This window comes from Brevundimonas sp. TWP2-3-4b1, from assembly GCF_049897665.1.
Classification (GTDB): domain Bacteria; phylum Pseudomonadota; class Alphaproteobacteria; order Caulobacterales; family Caulobacteraceae; genus Brevundimonas; species Brevundimonas subvibrioides_B.
On sequence record NZ_JAFCWQ010000001.1, the window covers coordinates 451,881 to 467,227 of the forward strand.

The 15,347-nt window shown below is 67.0% G+C and carries 14 protein-coding genes, 1 tRNA gene and 2 riboswitches; of the genes, 12 read left to right on the plus strand and 3 right to left on the minus strand.

Features of this window, described 5'->3' with window-relative positions; translation table 11 throughout:
* The first annotated feature begins 17 nt into the window (after positions 1-17).
* Together ACP7A5_RS02235 and ACP7A5_RS02240 are read left to right on the plus strand one after the other, a co-directional pair.
* Positions 18-1,451 carry a M20/M25/M40 family metallo-hydrolase gene (locus ACP7A5_RS02235; RefSeq protein ID WP_426040371.1) on the plus strand — a complete coding sequence of 478 codons (1,434 nt, stop codon included), beginning with the start codon at positions 18-20 and terminating at the stop codon, positions 1,449-1,451.
* Between the two features lie 7 nt (positions 1,452-1,458).
* A tRNA-Leu gene (locus tag ACP7A5_RS02240) sits at positions 1,459-1,543 on the plus strand.
* A 3-nt stretch (positions 1,544-1,546) separates the two neighbouring features.
* On the opposite strand, the gene ispH is transcribed toward ACP7A5_RS02240, so the two are convergent.
* Positions 1,547-2,518: a 4-hydroxy-3-methylbut-2-enyl diphosphate reductase gene (gene ispH, locus ACP7A5_RS02245; RefSeq protein WP_426040372.1), complete on the minus strand. Its 972-nt coding sequence runs from the start codon at positions 2,516-2,518 to the stop codon at positions 1,547-1,549.
* A 133-nt stretch (positions 2,519-2,651) separates the two neighbouring features.
* Between ispH and ACP7A5_RS02250 the strand changes: the two genes are divergently transcribed.
* Genes ACP7A5_RS02250 through ACP7A5_RS02265 form a run of 4 tightly spaced genes read left to right on the plus strand, consistent with a single transcriptional unit; the run spans position 2,652 to position 6,957 of the window.
* A complete protein-coding gene (locus ACP7A5_RS02250; protein ID WP_426040373.1) occupies positions 2,652-3,326 on the plus strand; it encodes a Tat pathway signal sequence domain protein in 675 nt (224 codons plus the stop codon).
* Positions 3,323-5,125 (plus strand): arginine--tRNA ligase, encoded by a 1,803-nt coding sequence (gene argS / locus ACP7A5_RS02255; protein WP_426040374.1) that lies wholly within the window; start codon positions 3,323-3,325, stop codon positions 5,123-5,125. Before ACP7A5_RS02250 ends, argS begins: the two co-directional genes overlap by 4 nt.
* Before the next feature lie 45 nt (positions 5,126-5,170).
* A complete protein-coding gene (locus ACP7A5_RS02260) occupies positions 5,171-5,947 on the plus strand; it encodes a CPBP family intramembrane glutamic endopeptidase (RefSeq protein ID WP_426040375.1) in 777 nt (258 codons plus the stop codon).
* A gap of 2 nt (positions 5,948-5,949) precedes the next feature.
* Positions 5,950-6,957 carry an adenosine deaminase gene (locus ACP7A5_RS02265; protein WP_426040376.1) on the plus strand — a complete coding sequence of 336 codons (1,008 nt, stop codon included), beginning with the start codon at positions 5,950-5,952 and terminating at the stop codon, positions 6,955-6,957.
* Between the two features lie 61 nt (positions 6,958-7,018).
* Here the strand turns inward: ACP7A5_RS02265 and ACP7A5_RS02270 are convergent, their stop codons facing one another.
* Positions 7,019-8,053 (minus strand): alpha/beta hydrolase, encoded by a 1,035-nt coding sequence (locus ACP7A5_RS02270; protein WP_426040377.1) that lies wholly within the window; start codon positions 8,051-8,053, stop codon positions 7,019-7,021.
* A gap of 115 nt (positions 8,054-8,168) precedes the next feature.
* A riboswitch (glycine riboswitch) is annotated at positions 8,169-8,267 on the plus strand.
* 4 nt (positions 8,268-8,271) lie between these two features.
* Positions 8,272-8,372: riboswitch (glycine riboswitch) on the plus strand.
* Positions 8,373-8,432: 60 nt separating this feature from the next.
* On the opposite strand from ACP7A5_RS02270, the gene gcvT reads away from it, so the two are divergent.
* The 5 genes from gcvT to ACP7A5_RS02295 all read left to right on the plus strand — a co-directional run bounded on the left by gcvT (position 8,433) and on the right by ACP7A5_RS02295 (position 14,013).
* Positions 8,433-9,548, plus strand: a complete 1,116-nt coding sequence (gene gcvT / locus ACP7A5_RS02275) for a glycine cleavage system aminomethyltransferase GcvT (protein WP_426040378.1) — start codon at positions 8,433-8,435, stop codon at positions 9,546-9,548.
* A gap of 44 nt (positions 9,549-9,592) precedes the next feature.
* Positions 9,593-9,958, plus strand: a complete 366-nt coding sequence (gene gcvH, locus ACP7A5_RS02280; protein WP_426040410.1) for a glycine cleavage system protein GcvH — start codon at positions 9,593-9,595, stop codon at positions 9,956-9,958.
* Positions 9,959-10,102: 144 nt separating this feature from the next.
* The gene (gcvPA, locus tag ACP7A5_RS02285; protein ID WP_426040379.1) at positions 10,103-11,449 is read left to right on the plus strand and encodes an aminomethyl-transferring glycine dehydrogenase subunit GcvPA; all 1,347 of its coding nucleotides are present in this window, start codon (positions 10,103-10,105) and stop codon (positions 11,447-11,449) included.
* Between the two features lie 2 nt (positions 11,450-11,451).
* Positions 11,452-13,029 carry an aminomethyl-transferring glycine dehydrogenase subunit GcvPB gene (gene gcvPB, locus ACP7A5_RS02290; protein ID WP_426040380.1) on the plus strand — a complete coding sequence of 526 codons (1,578 nt, stop codon included), beginning with the start codon at positions 11,452-11,454 and terminating at the stop codon, positions 13,027-13,029.
* A 45-nt stretch (positions 13,030-13,074) separates the two neighbouring features.
* The gene (locus ACP7A5_RS02295) at positions 13,075-14,013 is read left to right on the plus strand and encodes an SDR family oxidoreductase (protein WP_426040381.1); all 939 of its coding nucleotides are present in this window, start codon (positions 13,075-13,077) and stop codon (positions 14,011-14,013) included.
* Positions 14,014-14,180: 167 nt separating this feature from the next.
* Here the strand turns inward: ACP7A5_RS02295 and ACP7A5_RS02300 are convergent, their stop codons facing one another.
* Complete coding sequence (locus ACP7A5_RS02300; RefSeq protein WP_426040382.1) at positions 14,181-14,660, minus strand: DUF805 domain-containing protein; 480 nt, start codon at positions 14,658-14,660, stop codon at positions 14,181-14,183.
* 186 nt (positions 14,661-14,846) lie between these two features.
* Here ACP7A5_RS02300 and ACP7A5_RS02305 point away from each other — a divergent pair, with 186 nt between their 5' ends.
* A complete protein-coding gene (locus ACP7A5_RS02305) occupies positions 14,847-15,317 on the plus strand; it encodes a DUF6789 family protein (RefSeq protein WP_426040411.1) in 471 nt (156 codons plus the stop codon).
* The last annotated feature ends 30 nt before the right edge of the window (positions 15,318-15,347 follow it).

A 15,347-nucleotide genomic window follows, 5' to 3' on the forward strand; every position in this document is an offset into this window, starting at 1 on the left:
TGATCTGGAGTTTCGGCATGTTCGTTTCCGTTCGTCGTTCGGCGCTCGCCGCCGTGTCGGTTCTCAGCCTCGGGGCCGCGATCGCGGGCCCGGCCATGGCGCAGGACGCAGCCACGATCCGCGCCGCGATCAGCGTCCGCGACGCCGCCCTGACCGACACTGTCGCCATGGATTACGTCACCCAGCTGACGACCCGGTTCGGACCGCGTCCGGCGGGTTCGGCCTCCGAAACTGCTGCGGCCGAATGGGCCGCCGGCTACATGCGCGAACAGGGCTTCAAGAACGTCCATGTCCAGGCCTTCCCGTTGGTCGGCTGGGAGCGGGGACAGGAGAGCGCCTCGATTGTCGGCGCGAACCCGCAGCGACTGGTCGTCGCCGCCCTGGGCCACTCGCCCGGCACCCCGGTCGGCGGCATCGAGGCCGAAGTCGTGCGTTTCGCCTCGCTGGAAGACCTGCAGTCCGTCCCTGACGGCTCGCTCGCCGGCAAGATCGCCTATGTCGACGCGGGACAGATGGTCGCCATGCAGTCGGGCGCCGGCTACGGCCCCCTTACCCGGATCCGGGGCGCTGGCCCCGCTGTGGCGGCCCAGAAGGGCGCCCTGGCCTTCATCATGCGTTCGGCCGGGTCGGACGAGCATCGCATGCCGCACACGGGCACCACCCGCTATGTGAACGGCGTCGTTCCCTTGCCGGGCTTCGCGCTCAGCGCACCTGACGCGGACCAGTTGAGCCGGTTGGTGTCCTACGGCGATCCTGTGCGGATCCATCTGTCGTCCACCGCCCATACCTACGAGACGACGTCACACAACGTCATCGGCGACATGCCGGGGCGGTCGCGGCCTGAGGAAGTCATTGTCCTCGGTTCGCATATGGACAGCTGGGACCTGGGCACCGGCGCCATCGACGACGGCGCGGGCGGGGCCATCACCATCGCCGCGGCCAAGGCCATCGCCGAACAGGGCCGCACCGCGCGTACCGTGCGCGTGATCCTGTACGGCTCGGAAGAGGTGGCCCAGCCGACCGACACCGGCAATGGCGGCGGCGCCTATCTGCGCAGCCTGTCGGCGGAGGACATCGCCAACCACGTCTTCACCGGTGAGAGCGACTTCGGCGCGGACCGCGTCTATGCGCTGCAACTGCCCGTCGGGGCCCAGACCGGCGCCTTCGCCGACGCCGCCAACCGGGTGCTCTATCCGATCGGCGTGCTGCGCTCGAACCTGCCCGAGACCGAGGGCGGCGCCGACATCGGCCCGATCGTCGAGGCGGGCGTGCCGGTGTTCGGGCTGAAGCAGGACGGCCTGCGCTATTTCGACCTGCACCACACGGCTGACGACACCCTGGACAAGATCGATCCCGAGCAACTGCGCCAGAACGTGGCCGCCTGGGCCGCCCTCGTCTGGCTGGTCGCGGATTCCGACGTTGACTTCCGGGCTATGCGCCCGGCGGAGTGACCGGATTGCGGGCGTGGCGAAACTGGTAGACGCAACGGACTTAAAATCCGTCGACCTAGGTCATGCCGGTTCGACCCCGGCCGCCCGCACCAGCCTCAAACTGTCAAAGCTCTGGGCAGTTTGAAGGTCACGGTTTCCTGCTCGCCCGGATCGTCGGCCAGGGTGACATCAAACCGGGCCTGCAGCGCCTGGACCACGGCCTGGACCAGCGGTTCGGGAGCGGAGGCGCCGGCCGTCACCCCGACGGTCGAGACGCCGTCGAGCCAGCTCCAGTCGATCTGCGAGGCGTCGTCGATCAACTGAGCGTTGCCGGCTCCAGCGCGCAGGGCGACCTCAACCAGCCGCACCGAGTTGGAAGAGTTCTTCGATCCGACGACGAGCACCAGCTCCGAGCCATTGGCCAGTTGCTTGACGGCCTCCTGGCGGTTGGTGGTGGCGTAGCAGATGTCTTCCTTGTGCGGATCCGGGAGCTCCGGGAAGCGGCGTTTGAGCACGCGCAGGATTTCCGAGGTGTCGTCCAGCGAGAGCGTCGTCTGGGTGGCGTAGGCCAGGGGCCGGTCGCCCGGACGCTGGAAGGCCTCGGCGTCCTCGACCGTCTCGACAAGGCTTATGGCGCCCTGCGGCAGTTGACCCAGTGTGCCGACGACCTCCGGGTGGCCGGCGTGGCCGATCAAGATAATGTGCCGGCCATTGGCGTGGTGGCGTTCCGCCTCGACGTGGACTTTCGAGACCAGCGGGCAGGTGGCGTCCAGGAACATCAGTTCGCGCGCCCGGGCCGTGGCCGGCACCGATTTCGGCACGCCATGGGCGGAGAAGACGACCGGTCGATCGTCGGGGCATTCGTCCAGGTCCTTGACGAAGACGGCGCCCAGGCTCTTCAGCCGGTCGACAACATGCTTGTTGTGGACGATCTCGTGGCGGACGTAGACGGGCGCGCCGAACTTCTCGATGGCGCGCTCGACGATCTGGATGGCCCGGTCGACTCCGGCGCAGAAGCCGCGCGGCGTGGCCATGCGCACCGTCAGGGGCCGAAGACCGGTGGCGGGAGAGGGGGAGAAGGCGTCCATGGGCGAAACCTAGTCGTTCCGTCGGCGCCTCGCCACCGTGGCGGGCTTCATTGGTTTGCGACGCCTCGCTTTAGCCGCTATCAGGCGGGAAGCCTGGCCGCGTTCCGTCAGCGCCAGATTTCCGGATTTCCTAATGCGTCTTGCGACCGTCGCCCTCGCCGCCCTGGCGGTCTTCGCCTCCACCGGCGCTCATGCCCAGATGCAGGGTCAGGGCCAAGGCCAGCGTGAGCGCGATCGCAGCGCTGGCGGCCAGAGCGAGGAAGAAAGCCGTGAGAGCCGTCGTCCGCCCCGCATCGCCCCCCTGCGGTCGGTGCCCAACGCCGGGCCGTGTCCGTTCGTGAAGATCCTCTATGACGCCGCCCGGTTCGTGGAGCTGGAGGGCGGCCGCGCGGCCGCGGCCAACGTCGGCTACACTGGCGAGATCGAGGGCGTCAGCGCCGGCTGCGCCTATCAGTCGGACGAGCCGATCTCCGTTCAGATGGACATCCTGTTCAACCTCGGCCGGGGCCCGCAGGCCGACGGCGACCAGCGCACCTATCGCTACTGGATCGCGGTCACGGAACGGAATGAGGCCGTGCTGGCCAAGGAATACTTCGACCTTCCCGTGAACTTCGAAGGCGCCGCGACGGCTTCGGTGACCGAAGAGCAGTCGATCATCATCCCGCGTGCCACGGCCGAGACCAGCGGTGGCAATTTCGAGGTCCTGATCGGCTTCGACGTCACGCCCGAGATGGCCGAGTTCAACCGCACCGGCAGCCGTTTCCGCATGACGGCCGGCCAGGCTGCGGCGACTCCTCCCGCAGAATGACCGATCTCAGAACCGACCTCGGCGAAGCGGTTGCGGCCGCCTTCGCCGCCGAAGGCGTGGAAGCGTCCGTTGCGCGCGTCACCGCCTCCGACCGGCCCGACCTGGCCGATTTTCAATCCAACGGGGCTCTGGCCGCCGCCAAGGCGTTGAAGGCCAATCCGCGCGAGCTGGCCGGCCGTGTCGCTGAACGGCTGGCCGCTGATCCTCGCCTGTCGCGCGTCGAGGTGGCGGGACCGGGTTTTATCAATCTGAAGCTCTCCGACGAGGCGCTGGCGCATCGAGCGCAGGGCGTGGCTGACGACGCAGCGCTGGCCGGCGCGTCGAAGGTCGCCGAGCCGCGCAAGGTCGTCATCGACTACGCCGGGCCGAACGTGGCCAAGCCGATGCACGTCGGGCACCTGCGCTCGTCCATCATCGGCGAGAGCCTGAAGCGGCTGTTCCGATTCCGCGGCGACACGGTCTGGGGCGACGCCCATTTCGGCGACTGGGGCTTCCAGATGGGCCTGCTGATCGTCGCCGTGGGCGATGAGGGCAAGGCGGATGGCTTCCTCGTCCACGGGGAGGGTCCGTTCCCGCCCGACAGCCCGGTGACGCTGGAAGACCTCGAGCGCCTCTATCCCGCCGCCGCCGCCCTGGCCAAGGCGGATGCCGACTTCCGTGACCGCGCCCGCAAGGCGACGGCCGAGCTGCAGGGCGGCCGTCCGGGCTATCGCGCGCTCTGGCGCCATTTCGTCGTCGTCAGCCGCACGGCGCTGGAGCGCGAGTTCGGTGCGCTGGATGTGACCTTCGACCTGTGGAACGGCGAAAGCGACGCCGACCCGGTGATGGCCGAGATGATCGCCCATCTGGAAGCCACCGGCCTGCTGGTCGAGGACGACGGCGCACGTGTGGTTCACGTGGCCCGGCCCGGCGAGACCCGCAAGAAGAAGCTGGCCGACGGCTCGGTGATCGAGGCCCCGAGCCCGCCGCCCCTGCTGGTCATCAGCTCGGAAGGGTCGGCCATGTACGGCACGACCGACCTGGCCACCATTCTGGACCGGCGCAAGGCGATCGATCCCGACCTGATTCTTTACGTCGTCGACGAGCGGCAAGCCGAGCATTTCGAACAGGTGTTCCGCGCGGCCTACCTGGCCGGCTACGCCGTCGAGGGCTCGCTGGACCACCTCGGCTTCGGCACCATGAACGGGCCGGACGGCAAACCCTTCAAGACCCGGGCGGGCGGGGTGCTGAAGCTGCACGACCTGATCACCATGGCGGTCGAAAAGGCGCGCGAGCGGCTGCATGAGGCCAAACTCGGCGACGACCTGCCCGAGGCCGAGTTCGAAACCATCGCCCACAAGGTGGCGGTCGCCGCGCTGAAATTCGCCGACCTGTCGAACAGCCGGACCACCAGCTACGTCTTTGACCTCGACCGGTTCATGAGCTTCGAGGGCAAGACCGGCCCCTATCTGCTGTACCAGGCCGTCCGCATCAAATCCCTGCTGCGCAAGGGCGCGGACCAGGGTGCCATCCCCGGTCCCATCGTCATCGCCGAACCGGCGGAGCGCGATCTGGCCCTGACGCTGGATGCCTTCTCGCAGGCCGTGACCGAGGCCTATGACAAGCGGATGCCGCACGTGGTGGCCGAACACGCCTTCCGGCTGGCCCAGTCATTCTCCAAATTCTACGCCGCCTGCCCGGTGCTGATTGCGCCGGACGCCGCGACCCGGGGCTCGCGGCTGGCGCTGTCGAAGGCCGCGCTGGAGCAGCTGGAGACGGCACTGAACCTTCTGGGAATCGACACGCCGGAGCGAATGTAGCGAGCGGCTGGCGCTGGGCCGTCGGAACCGGCAAAGCTCTGCCGCATGACAGACAACACGGCGTCCTCGCCTTCATTCCGGTCGCCGTTCCGCCGGTGGCTTAGGTTCGACGTCCGGACCGGGCTGGTCCTGCTGGCGCTGTTCTCCGTGGTGCGGTTCGGCCTCGTGCTGGAGGCCAATGTCAGCCGAAGCTACGGCCTGGTGTCGGCGTTCTTCGTCGTCATGGCCCTGACGCCCTTCCTGCTGCTGACCCGGGTGGGACGGCGACGCACGGGCATGACCCGCCCCGCGCGGCCGATGCACCTGCTGTCGGCGGCGCTGGCGGGCGGATTGTGCTGCGGCATACTGATCGTCAGCGCTGGCATGCTGTTCGGTTGGGGCGACGACAACGCCTTCGCCTATATCGCGGGAACCTACGCCGGCCTTCCGTCGCCGATGGACGACCAGACCCGGCTGATCCTGTTCCTCGTCTTCGCTGGAATCGGCATGACATTCAGCCCGGTCGGCGAGGAACTGTTCTACCGCGGGCTGCTGCACGAGTGCTTCTCGGCGCGCCTCGGGCAGGCGCGGGCCGCGGCGGTCGACGCCGCCGCCTTCGCCCTTGTCCACCTGGCCCATTTCGGCCTTGTCTGGCGTGTCACGGGCTGGACGTTCCTGCCCGGACCGGCCGTCTGGTGGGTGGGTGGGCTGTTTGTTACGGGGTTGATCTTCTTCTGGTCCCGGCGCGCCAGCGGCTCCATCATGGGCGCGATCGTCGCCCATGCCGGCTTCAATCTGGCCCTGACCGGCTGGATCTTCTACGGCGTGCTTCCGGGAGCCTGACCATGTCGCTTGACGCCTATATCGCCGGCCTGCCCAAGGCCGAACTTCATCTTCATATCGAGGGCTCGCTGGAGCCAGAACTGATGTTCGAACTGGCGCAACGCAACGGCTTAGCCATTCCGTTCGACAGCGTCGAGGCCGTGCGTGCGGCCTACGATTTCTCGAACCTGCAGGACTTCCTCGACATCTATTACGCGGGAGCCAATGTGCTGCTGACCCGACGCGACTTCGAGGATCTGGCCTTCGCCTATTTCCGCCGCGCCGAGGCTGACAACGTCCGCCATGCCGAGATCTTTTTCGACCCCCAGACCCATACTGACCGGGGCGTTCCGTTCGGCGTGGTGGTCGAAGGCCTGATCGCCGGCATGGACCGGGCGAAGGCGGAGCTGGGGGTGAGCTCGCGCCTGATCCTGAGCTTCCTGCGCCACCTGAGCGAAGACGAGGCCTTTGCGACGCTGGAGGCGGCCGAGCCCTATCTGCATCACTTCATCGGGGTGGGACTGGATTCGTCCGAGGTGGGACATCCGCCGTCCAAATTCGTACGCGTCTTCGCGGCGGCCCGCGCGCTGGGCCTCAAGCTCTGCGCCCACGCCGGCGAGGAAGGCCCGCCGGCCTATGTCTATGAGGCGCTGGACCTGCTGCATATTGACCGCATGGACCACGGCAATCGCTCGATGGAGGACGCGGCACTGGTGCGGCGGCTGGTGGCCGAGGGCATGACGCTGACGGTCTGTCCCCTGTCGAACCTCAAGCTCTGCGTGGTCAAGGACCTGAAGGACCACCCGGTGCCCGAGATGCTGAGGCAAGGGCTGCACGTCACCCTGAACTCGGACGACCCGGCCTATTTCGGCGGCTATGTGAACGCCAACTACGCCGAACTGGCCCGGGCGGTCGGTCTGACGCGCGAGCAGGTCACCCTGCTGGCCCGCAACAGTTTCGAGGGATCGTTCCTGGGCGAGGCCGAAAAGGCGGCGCGGATCGCCGAACTGGAGACCTACGCCCGCGCCTAGAAAAGGGCGCTCCGTCCGGAGCGCCCTGTTTCCATCGTCAGGCCGACGACAGCACGATCGATCAGATCGGCAGGATCGCCGTTCCGAACGCCCGCTTCAGCTCATGGGCGGCGAAGGTCTGGGCCGCCGCGGCGTCGGGAACGACCGACCCCATGCCGAAGAACTCGTGCGTCGAGCCGTTGAAGGTCTTGTGCCGCACGTCGACGCCACACTGCTCAAGCCGCTCGGCCAGCAGCTCGCCCTCGGACCGCAGGGGATCGATCTCGGCGAGGATCAAGGTCGCGGACGGAAGGCCGATCAGATCGGCCTCGACCACATTGATCCGGGTATCGGCGGTCTCATCGGGCGAGGTGAAGGTATTGTCGACGAACCACTTCATCATCGCCTTGTTCAAGGGCTTGGCATCGGCGTTCTCGACATAGGACGACGTCTCCATGTCGTTGCCGGCGACCGGATAGACCAGCACCTGATGCAGCGGAGCCTGGAGCCCCTGGTCGCGGGCGGCGATGGCGACATTAATGGCCAGATTGCCGCCGGCGCTTTCGCCCATCACAGCAATCTTGCGCGGGTCGCCGTTGAAGCTCTGGGCGTTCTCGACCACCCATTTGTATGCAGCGAGGGCGTCTTCATGCGCGGCGGGGAATTTGTTCTCGGGCGCCTGACGGTAGTGACAGGACACCACAATGACGTCGGCCATCATCGACACGCCGCGCGGACCTCCGTCATAGACATCCAGATCGGCAATGACCCAGCCACCGCCGTGGAAATAGACGACCACGGGGTGCAGTTTGTCCTCGGAATGCGTATGCGGCTTGTAGACGCGGGCCTTGATCGCGCCGGCGGGGCCGGGAATGGTGATGTCCGTGGTCTTGACGCCCATGTCTGCGTCGGGGTCCTGCCCGGCCTTCTTCAACAGTGACTTGACCGCGTCGGTCGGTGTGGGCTGACGGCGAGCCTCCTCGGCCGTCAGGCTCTCTATGGGCTTGCCGCCGAGAGAGGCCAGTTCATCCAGTACCTTCTGCATCTGGTGATCCGCCTTGGCCGGCTTGTCGCGGGGGGCGTCGGAGGTGCCGAAAATCTTGTCGATGATGGACATGAGCGATCCTTTGAAAATCTGTGGTCTGACAACCTGCCGAACCAAACCCGCCCCCGCGGGTGCAGTTCCGTTCCGCCCACGCTTGACTTCGCGCCGGAGTCGGGGCCTTGGTCACCTCGCTCTCGCGGGAGAGATCGGGCGGCGTGAAAACCGACCCGGAGCCGAAGGCGCAACCGCCCCGGAAACGCTCAGGCAAACGGACCGCGAGGACATTCGGACGCTGGAAAGTCGCCCTTCGCGGGTGCGCCGACGGAGCAAGACGCCTCGCATTCCAGCAGGGATGAGCGGCGCCGGAATCTCTCAGGCTTCACAGACAGCGGGGGCGCGAGGACGGCGGAGCTTTCCGCCTCGAGACGCGACCCTGAAAGTCTGGACCCGCATGACCGACGATACGCTGAAGACCACCGTTCTGAACGCCGCGCACCGTGCCGCCGGCGCCCGCATGGTCGGGTTCGGCGGCTACGATATGCCCGTGCAATACGAGGGCGTCCTGGCCGAGCACCGCTGGACGCGCGAGCACGCCGGCGTTTTCGACGTGTCGCACATGGGCCAGTGCAAGATCACCGGGGCCGATGCGATCGACCAGTTCCAGCGCTTCGTGCCCGGCGACTATCAGGTGCTGAAGTCCGGCCGCCAGAAATACAGCCTGCTGTTGAACGAGGATGGCGGGATCATCGACGACCTGATGGCGGGCAAGCCCGATCACGACGGCCTGTTCGTCGTCGTCAACGCCGGCAACAAGGACGAGGACTTCGCCTTCTGGGCAGAGCATCTGTCGGGCGACGCGACGCTGACCGTGCTGGACGACCGCGCCCTGATCGCCATCCAGGGGCCGGAAGCGGCCGAGGTCATGGTGAAGCATGAGCCGGTGCTGGCCGAGTTCGGCTTCATGGACTGCGCCCGCCTGATGCTGTTCGGGGTTGACTGCTACGTCTCGCGCTCAGGCTATACCGGCGAGGACGGCTACGAGATTTCCGTGCCGGCGGCCGACGCCGAGCGGGTGTGGAATACGATCCTGGAGGATGCCCGGGTCAAGCCGATCGGCCTGGGGGCGCGCGATAGCCTGCGCCTGGAAGCCGGGCTGCCGCTGCATGGGCATGACATCGATCCGACAACCTCGCCGGTCGAGGGGGCGCTGACCTTCGCCCTGTCGAAATCCCGCAAGGAGGCCGCCGACTTCAACGGCGCCGAACGCATCCTGAAGGAACTGGCCGAGGGCCCGTCGCGGGTGCGCATCGGCCTGAGCGTCAAGGAAGGCGCCCCGGCGCGCGAGGGCGCGGAGATCGCCGATCTGGACGGAAACGTCATCGGCACGGTGACCTCGGGCGGGCCATCGCCGACCCTGGGTCGCAACATCGCCATGGGCTACGTGCCGCCGGCCTTCGCCGCCCTCGGCACCGAGCTGAAGGTCATTGTGCGCGGCAAGGCCGCCTCCGCCGAGGTCATCGACATGCCGTTCGTCGCCCAACGCTATTACCGCAAACCCAAGGCCTGATCCCCCGGTCGAGCCGGAGGATGACGAGAAAAAAGGAACACGCCATGCACTTCACCAAGGATCACGAGTGGGTTCGCCTCGACGGCGACGTCGCCACGGTCGGCATCTCGAAACATGCCGCCGACCAGCTGGGCGACGTGGTGTTCGTCGAGACCCCGGAAGCCGGCAAGACCGTCGGCAAGGGCGACAGCTTTGCCGTCGTCGAGAGCGTCAAGGCGGCCTCGGACGTCTATGCGCCGGTGTCGGGTGAGGTGATCGAGGGCAATGTCGTCCTGGCCACCGCCCCCGAGACCGTCAATGCCGACCCCGAAGGCGAGGGCTGGTTCGCGAAGATCAAGGTGTCGGACGCCGGCCAGATCGATGGCCTGATGGATCGGGCGGCTTACGACGCCTTCCTCGTCTCGCTTTAATCTACCCGCTCATCCCCGCGAAAGCGGGGACCCGGTCCTGTCGCGAGGCAGGGCGCCTGGGATGAGCGGTTCGTCCTCCCTGGCGACGGACTTCGCCCAATGCACTGGCTCCCCGCTTTCGCGGGGATGAGCGGAACAAAATAGATGCGCTACCTGCCCCTGACTCCCGACGACCGCACGGCGATGCTCGCCGCCATCGGCGTGAAATCGATCGACGACCTGTTCGTGGACGTGCCCGAGGCGGCGCGGCGGGACGGGTTCGTCGACCTGCCGCGCGTCATGGGCGAGCTGGAGGTCGAGCGGGCGTTGAAGACGCTGGCGGGCAAGAACACCGCGGCGGGCGACGTGCCCTTCTTCTGTGGCGCCGGGGCCTATCGTCACCACGTGCCGGCGACGGTGGATCACGTGATCCAGCGCTCGGAGTTCCTGACCAGCTACACGCCCTACCAGCCGGAGATCGCCCAGGGGACGCTGCAGTATCTCTATGAGTTCCAGACCCAGGTCGCGAACCTGACGGGCATGGATGTGGCCAACGCCTCTCTCTACGACGGCTCGACGGCAATGGCCGAGGGCGTGCTGATGGCCACGCGGGTGACGCGCCGGAACAAGGCGGTCATCTCGGGCGGGGTGCATCCGCACTATGTTCGGGCGACCGAGACGGTCGTTCACGCTGTCGGCGTGGAGACCGAGGTCCTGGCCGCCGCCGTGGACGCTGAAGCCGACGTCATCGCCCGGATCGGACCGGACACGGCCTGTGTCGTCGTCCAGACCCCGAACGTGTTCGGCACGGCGACCGACGTGTCGAAGATCGCCGAGGCCGCCCACGCCGCCGGCGCCCTGCTGATCGTCGTGGTCACCGAGGCGGTGTCGATGGGCCTGTTGAAGTCGCCGGGCGAGATGGGGGCCGACATCGTGGCCGCTGAGGGCCAGTCGATCGGCAACGCGCTGAACTACGGCGGACCCTATGTCGGCCTGTTCGCGACGCGCGAGAAGCTGATCCGCCAGATGCCGGGCCGCCTGTGCGGCGAGACGGTGGATGCGGACGGCGAGCGGGGCTTCGTCCTGACCCTGTCGACGCGCGAGCAGCACATACGCCGCGACAAGGCGACGTCGAACATCTGCACCAACTCCGGTCTGTGCAGCCTGGCCTTCACCATCCACATGAGCCTGCTGGGCGAGACGGGGCTGCGCAAACTGGCCCTGCTGAACCACGAGAAGGCCCTGGCGACGCGGGATGCGCTGGCGGCCATCCCGGGGGTCGAGATCCTGACGGGCCGGTTCTTCAATGAGTTCGCCGTGAAGCTGCCGAAGAACGCCGCCGAGGTGGTGGATCAACTGGCGGCGCATCATCTGCTGGCCGGCGTGCCCTACAGCCGATTGGCGCCCGACGCCGGCATGGACGACGTCCTGCTGGTCGCCGCGACCGAGACGACCCTGGATGCCGACATCCAGATTCTCGCCAAGTCGCTGACCAAGATCCTGGGAGCCTGATCATGAGCACGATGAACACTGTCGGCCGTCCGACTGCCCCGACCGCGAATGATCACGACTACAAGTATCCGACCCTGACCGGCGGCCGCGGCTTGCTGCAGGCTGAACACCTGATCTTCGAAAGCGACGGCTGGGGCAAGACCGGCGTCGACCTGCCGGAGCCGAAGTCAGACGGGTCGGACCTCGGCGATCTGGTCCGCAAGGACCCGATCGGCCTGCCGGGCCTCTCCGAGCCCGAGACGATGCGCCACTATGTGCGGCTGTCGCAGAAGAACCACGCGATCGACCTGGCCATCTATCCGCTGGGCTCGTGCACGATGAAGCACAACCCGCGCCTCAACGAGAAAATGGCGCGTCTGCCCGGCTTTTCCGACATCCACCCGCTGCAGCCGACCTCGACGGTTCAGGGTGCGCTGGAGCTGATGGATACCCTGGCCCACTGGCTGAAAACCCTGACCGGGATGCCCGCCGTGGCCCTGTCGCCCAAGGCCGGCGCCCATGGCGAGCTGTGCGGCCTGATGGCCATCCGCGCCGCCCACGAGGCCTCGGGCCAGCATGAGCGGCGCCGCAAGGTGCTGGTGCCGACCTCGGCCCACGGCACCAATCCGGCCACCGCCGCCTTCGTCGGCTACACCGTGGTAGAAGTGGCCCAGACCGACGACGGCCGCGTCGATGTCGCCGATCTGGCGTCCAAGCTGGGCGACGACGTCGCTGCCATCATGGTGACCAATCCCAACACCTGCGGCCTGTTCGAGCGCGACATCCTCGAGATCAGCCGCCTGACCCACGAGGCGGGCGCCTATTTCTACTGCGACGGGGCCAATTTCAACGCCATCGTCGGCCGGGTCCGCCCGGGCGATCTGGGCGTCGATGCCATGCACATCAACCTGCACAAGACCTTCTCGACGCCCCACGGCGGCGGCGGTCCCGGCTCGGGTCCGGTCGTGCTGTCGGCCGCCCTGGCGCCGTTCGCCCCGGCCCCCTGGGTCGTGCATGACGCGGATGGTTATCGCCTGATCGAGCGGGAGGAGGACGAGGCCGCCCAGGCCTTCGGCCGGATGTGCGCTTTCCAGGGCCAGATGGGCATGTACACCCGCGCCCTCAGCTACATGATGAGCCACGGCTCGGACGGCCTGCGTCAGGTGGCCGAGGATGCGGTGCTGAACGCCAACTACATCAAGGCCCGGTTGTCGGACGTGATGTCGGCGGCCTTCCCGGACGGCCCCTGCATGCACGAGGCCCTGTTCGACGACGAATGGCTGAAAGGCACGGACATCACCACGCTCGACTTCGCCAAGGCGATGATCGACGAGGGCTTCCACCCGATGACCATGTATTTCCCGCTGGTCGTCCACGGCGCCATGCTGATCGAGCCGACCGAGACGGAGTCCAAGGCTGAGCTGGACCGGTTCATCAACGCCCTGCGTCTGCTGGCCCAAGCGGCGAAGGCCGGCGAGGTGGACCGTTTCAAGGGTGCGCCGTTCCATGCGCCCCTGCGTCGCCTCGACGAGACCCGAGCTGCGCGTTCGCCCAAGCTGCGCTGGACCGCCCCGGAAGGGACGAACATCGCGGCGGAGTAGCTTCGACGCCTTGTGAATGATGGAGGCCATGCCGACTTGATCGTCATGGCCTTTTTCACGACAGACGACATTCCCGACCAGACCGGAAAACTGGCGGTCGTCACCGGCTCGACCGGCGGCACAGGATTCGAGACCGCTCTCGAACTCGCCCGCAAAGGCGCCGAGGTCGTCATCGCAGCGCGCAACTCCATGAAGGGCGACGACGCGATGCGGCGCATCCGCCGTGCGGTCCCGGCCGCCACGGTCCGGTTCGAGGCCCTGGATTTGGCCAGTCAGGCGTCGGTCGCTGCCTTTGCCGATCGCCTGCTGGCGCAGGGGCGCCCTGTCGATATCCTGGTCAACAACGCCGGAGTCATGGCGCTGCCGAAGCGGGAGGTGACGGTCGACGGGTTCGAGATGCAGTTCGCGACCAACTATCTGGGCCATTTCGCCTTGGCGGCGAGATTGCTGCCGCTGCTGAAGGCGGGGCAGGCGCGGGTGGTCCAGCTGTCCAGCATTGCCCACCGCCGGGGCCGTATCCAATTCGACGATCTGAATTATGCGCGCCGGTATAAGGCCTGGCCGGTCTATGCGCAGTCGAAACTGGCGATGCTGATGTTCGGGCTGGAGCTGGACCGTCGCAGCGCCGCCCATGGGTGGGGATTGACCAGTGTGGTGGCCCATCCCGGCTATGCCCGGACAGGCCTGATTGGCAACGGGCCGCTGACCGGGCGGCCGGTGTCGCGAGCCTTGATGGGCCTGCTGTATCGGCCCCTCATCGAGCCGTTGATCAGTCATTCGCAGCAGGCCGGGGCCTTGCCGATCCTGATGGCGGCGACGGAGCCGACGGTGAAGGGCGGGGCCTATCTGGGGGCGACCCGGATGAACGAGCTGAAGGGTTCGCCCGGGCCGGTGAAGGCCGAACCCCAGGCCCTGGATACAGCAGCAGCGGCGCAGTTGTGGGACATTACCGGGCGGATGCTGGGCGTCCGGTTCGCCGCCTAGTTCAGGTGCTGGCCGATCTGGGCGATGGCGGCGTCGAGCAGGAGGCAGTCTTCGCGCCGGCGATGCGGGCGGCCAAGAGGGGCTCGGCGGCTTGGGCGGCGACCCAGGCGGAGGCTATGCGACAGGCGCGGCCTTCGAAGCTGAAAAATCCGGACAGGGCGTTTATGTCAGGCTCGAGCGGCCGGACGGAAGCCATGTTCCGCTTCCTGATCAGCACGAGCCTGATAACTCGGGCCGTAAGCGTTCTCGCCCGCATCGCCGGGCAACAGGATCAGCACGGCGAAAAGGGCCGGGGCGCCGACGAACGGGATCAGCGCGATCCAGGCATAGCGACCGGGGCGTCCGAGATCGCGGAGGCGACGGGCGCTGAGGATCAGGAAAGCCGCGAAGAGAGCCAGCGTCAGAGCCGCGAGGGCAGCGTAGCGGGCCGTCTGATAGTCCGTCTGCTGGATCGCAGCGTCAGTCGCCGCGCCATAGACCTCATAGTCCCCACGCCAGAGTGAATCCAGAATCCGTCCGCTCTCGATGAAGTTCGGCAGGTCCAGCAGCAAAGATTGGGCCGCCAGCAGGATTACCCACAACCCGAGCACCGACAGGAAATAGGGTCGTCGGGACATCCGGCCCTGAAACACGCTCGAACCAACCATCGGCGCCTCCGCTCGATGTCTGAACTCTAGCAAGGGCTGTCGAAACGGCAACGCTCTCCCGTTCCTTCGCAACTGCGAAGCACGGCTTTGTGAAATATGGCTGTTTAGTGTCTCGCCGCGAGAGGCGTAGAGTCCTCCCCGCGTTATCGGAACAGACAATAAGCGTTGGGAGGCGCTGTCGTTATGATGTCACGCGTACAGAAGGGAATGATGGCCGGCCTGTTCGCCACGGTCGCTGTCTCAATACTCGAAGCCGTGAATGTGTTTGCTGGACCGTGGGTGGAACCGTCTCCACTCTTTGTCGCCAGTCTGATCGGGATGCCCGGGAACCTGGCCGTGGGGTGGATCGCCCACTTTATCGCGGGGACGGTGATCTTGGGGGCCCTGTTCGGGATCCTGTGTCCGCGGATGCCGGGTCAGACGCCGGAGACCAAGGGGATCATCTTCGCGGTCGGCGCCTGGGCGGTACTGATGGTGGCGGTGTTCCTGTTCGGCGATCCGCGGATTCTCCGCGGATCGGGCGGATTCGGAATGGTGGCCTGGATGCTGGTCAGCCATGCCGTGTTCGGCATCGTGCTGGGCAATGTCTACGCCCGGCTGGTGGCGCGGGAGAAGCGCGCCGCCAAGTTGATGGACGGCGTCGCACCGGCGCACTGAGCGCGCCCCGGCTCTTCGCTTCGCTTCGGC

Excerpts from the sequence above, each read along its gene's own strand:
- gcvPB (WP_426040380.1), top strand. The coding sequence starts at position 11,452 with ATGAGCACGATGAACACTGTCGGCCGTCCGACTGCCCCGACCGCGAAT.
- ispH (WP_426040372.1), bottom strand. The coding sequence starts at position 2,518 with ATGGACGCCTTCTCCCCCTCTCCCGCCACCGGTCTTCGGCCCCTGACG.
- gcvT (WP_426040378.1), top strand. The coding sequence starts at position 8,433 with ATGACCGACGATACGCTGAAGACCACCGTTCTGAACGCCGCGCACCGT.
- gcvH (WP_426040410.1), top strand. The coding sequence starts at position 9,593 with ATGCACTTCACCAAGGATCACGAGTGGGTTCGCCTCGACGGCGACGTC.
- ACP7A5_RS02265 (WP_426040376.1), top strand. The coding sequence starts at position 5,950 with ATGTCGCTTGACGCCTATATCGCCGGCCTGCCCAAGGCCGAACTTCAT.
- ACP7A5_RS02305 (WP_426040411.1), top strand. The coding sequence starts at position 14,847 with ATGTCACGCGTACAGAAGGGAATGATGGCCGGCCTGTTCGCCACGGTC.
- gcvPA (WP_426040379.1), top strand. The coding sequence starts at position 10,103 with ATGCGCTACCTGCCCCTGACTCCCGACGACCGCACGGCGATGCTCGCC.
- argS (WP_426040374.1), top strand. The coding sequence starts at position 3,323 with ATGACCGATCTCAGAACCGACCTCGGCGAAGCGGTTGCGGCCGCCTTC.
- ACP7A5_RS02260 (WP_426040375.1), top strand. The coding sequence starts at position 5,171 with ATGACAGACAACACGGCGTCCTCGCCTTCATTCCGGTCGCCGTTCCGC.
- ACP7A5_RS02235 (WP_426040371.1), top strand. The coding sequence starts at position 18 with ATGTTCGTTTCCGTTCGTCGTTCGGCGCTCGCCGCCGTGTCGGTTCTC.
- ACP7A5_RS02300 (WP_426040382.1), bottom strand. The coding sequence starts at position 14,660 with ATGGTTGGTTCGAGCGTGTTTCAGGGCCGGATGTCCCGACGACCCTAT.
- ACP7A5_RS02270 (WP_426040377.1), bottom strand. The coding sequence starts at position 8,053 with ATGTCCATCATCGACAAGATTTTCGGCACCTCCGACGCCCCCCGCGAC.
- ACP7A5_RS02250 (WP_426040373.1), top strand. The coding sequence starts at position 2,652 with ATGCGTCTTGCGACCGTCGCCCTCGCCGCCCTGGCGGTCTTCGCCTCC.
- ACP7A5_RS02295 (WP_426040381.1), top strand. The coding sequence starts at position 13,075 with ATGGCCTTTTTCACGACAGACGACATTCCCGACCAGACCGGAAAACTG.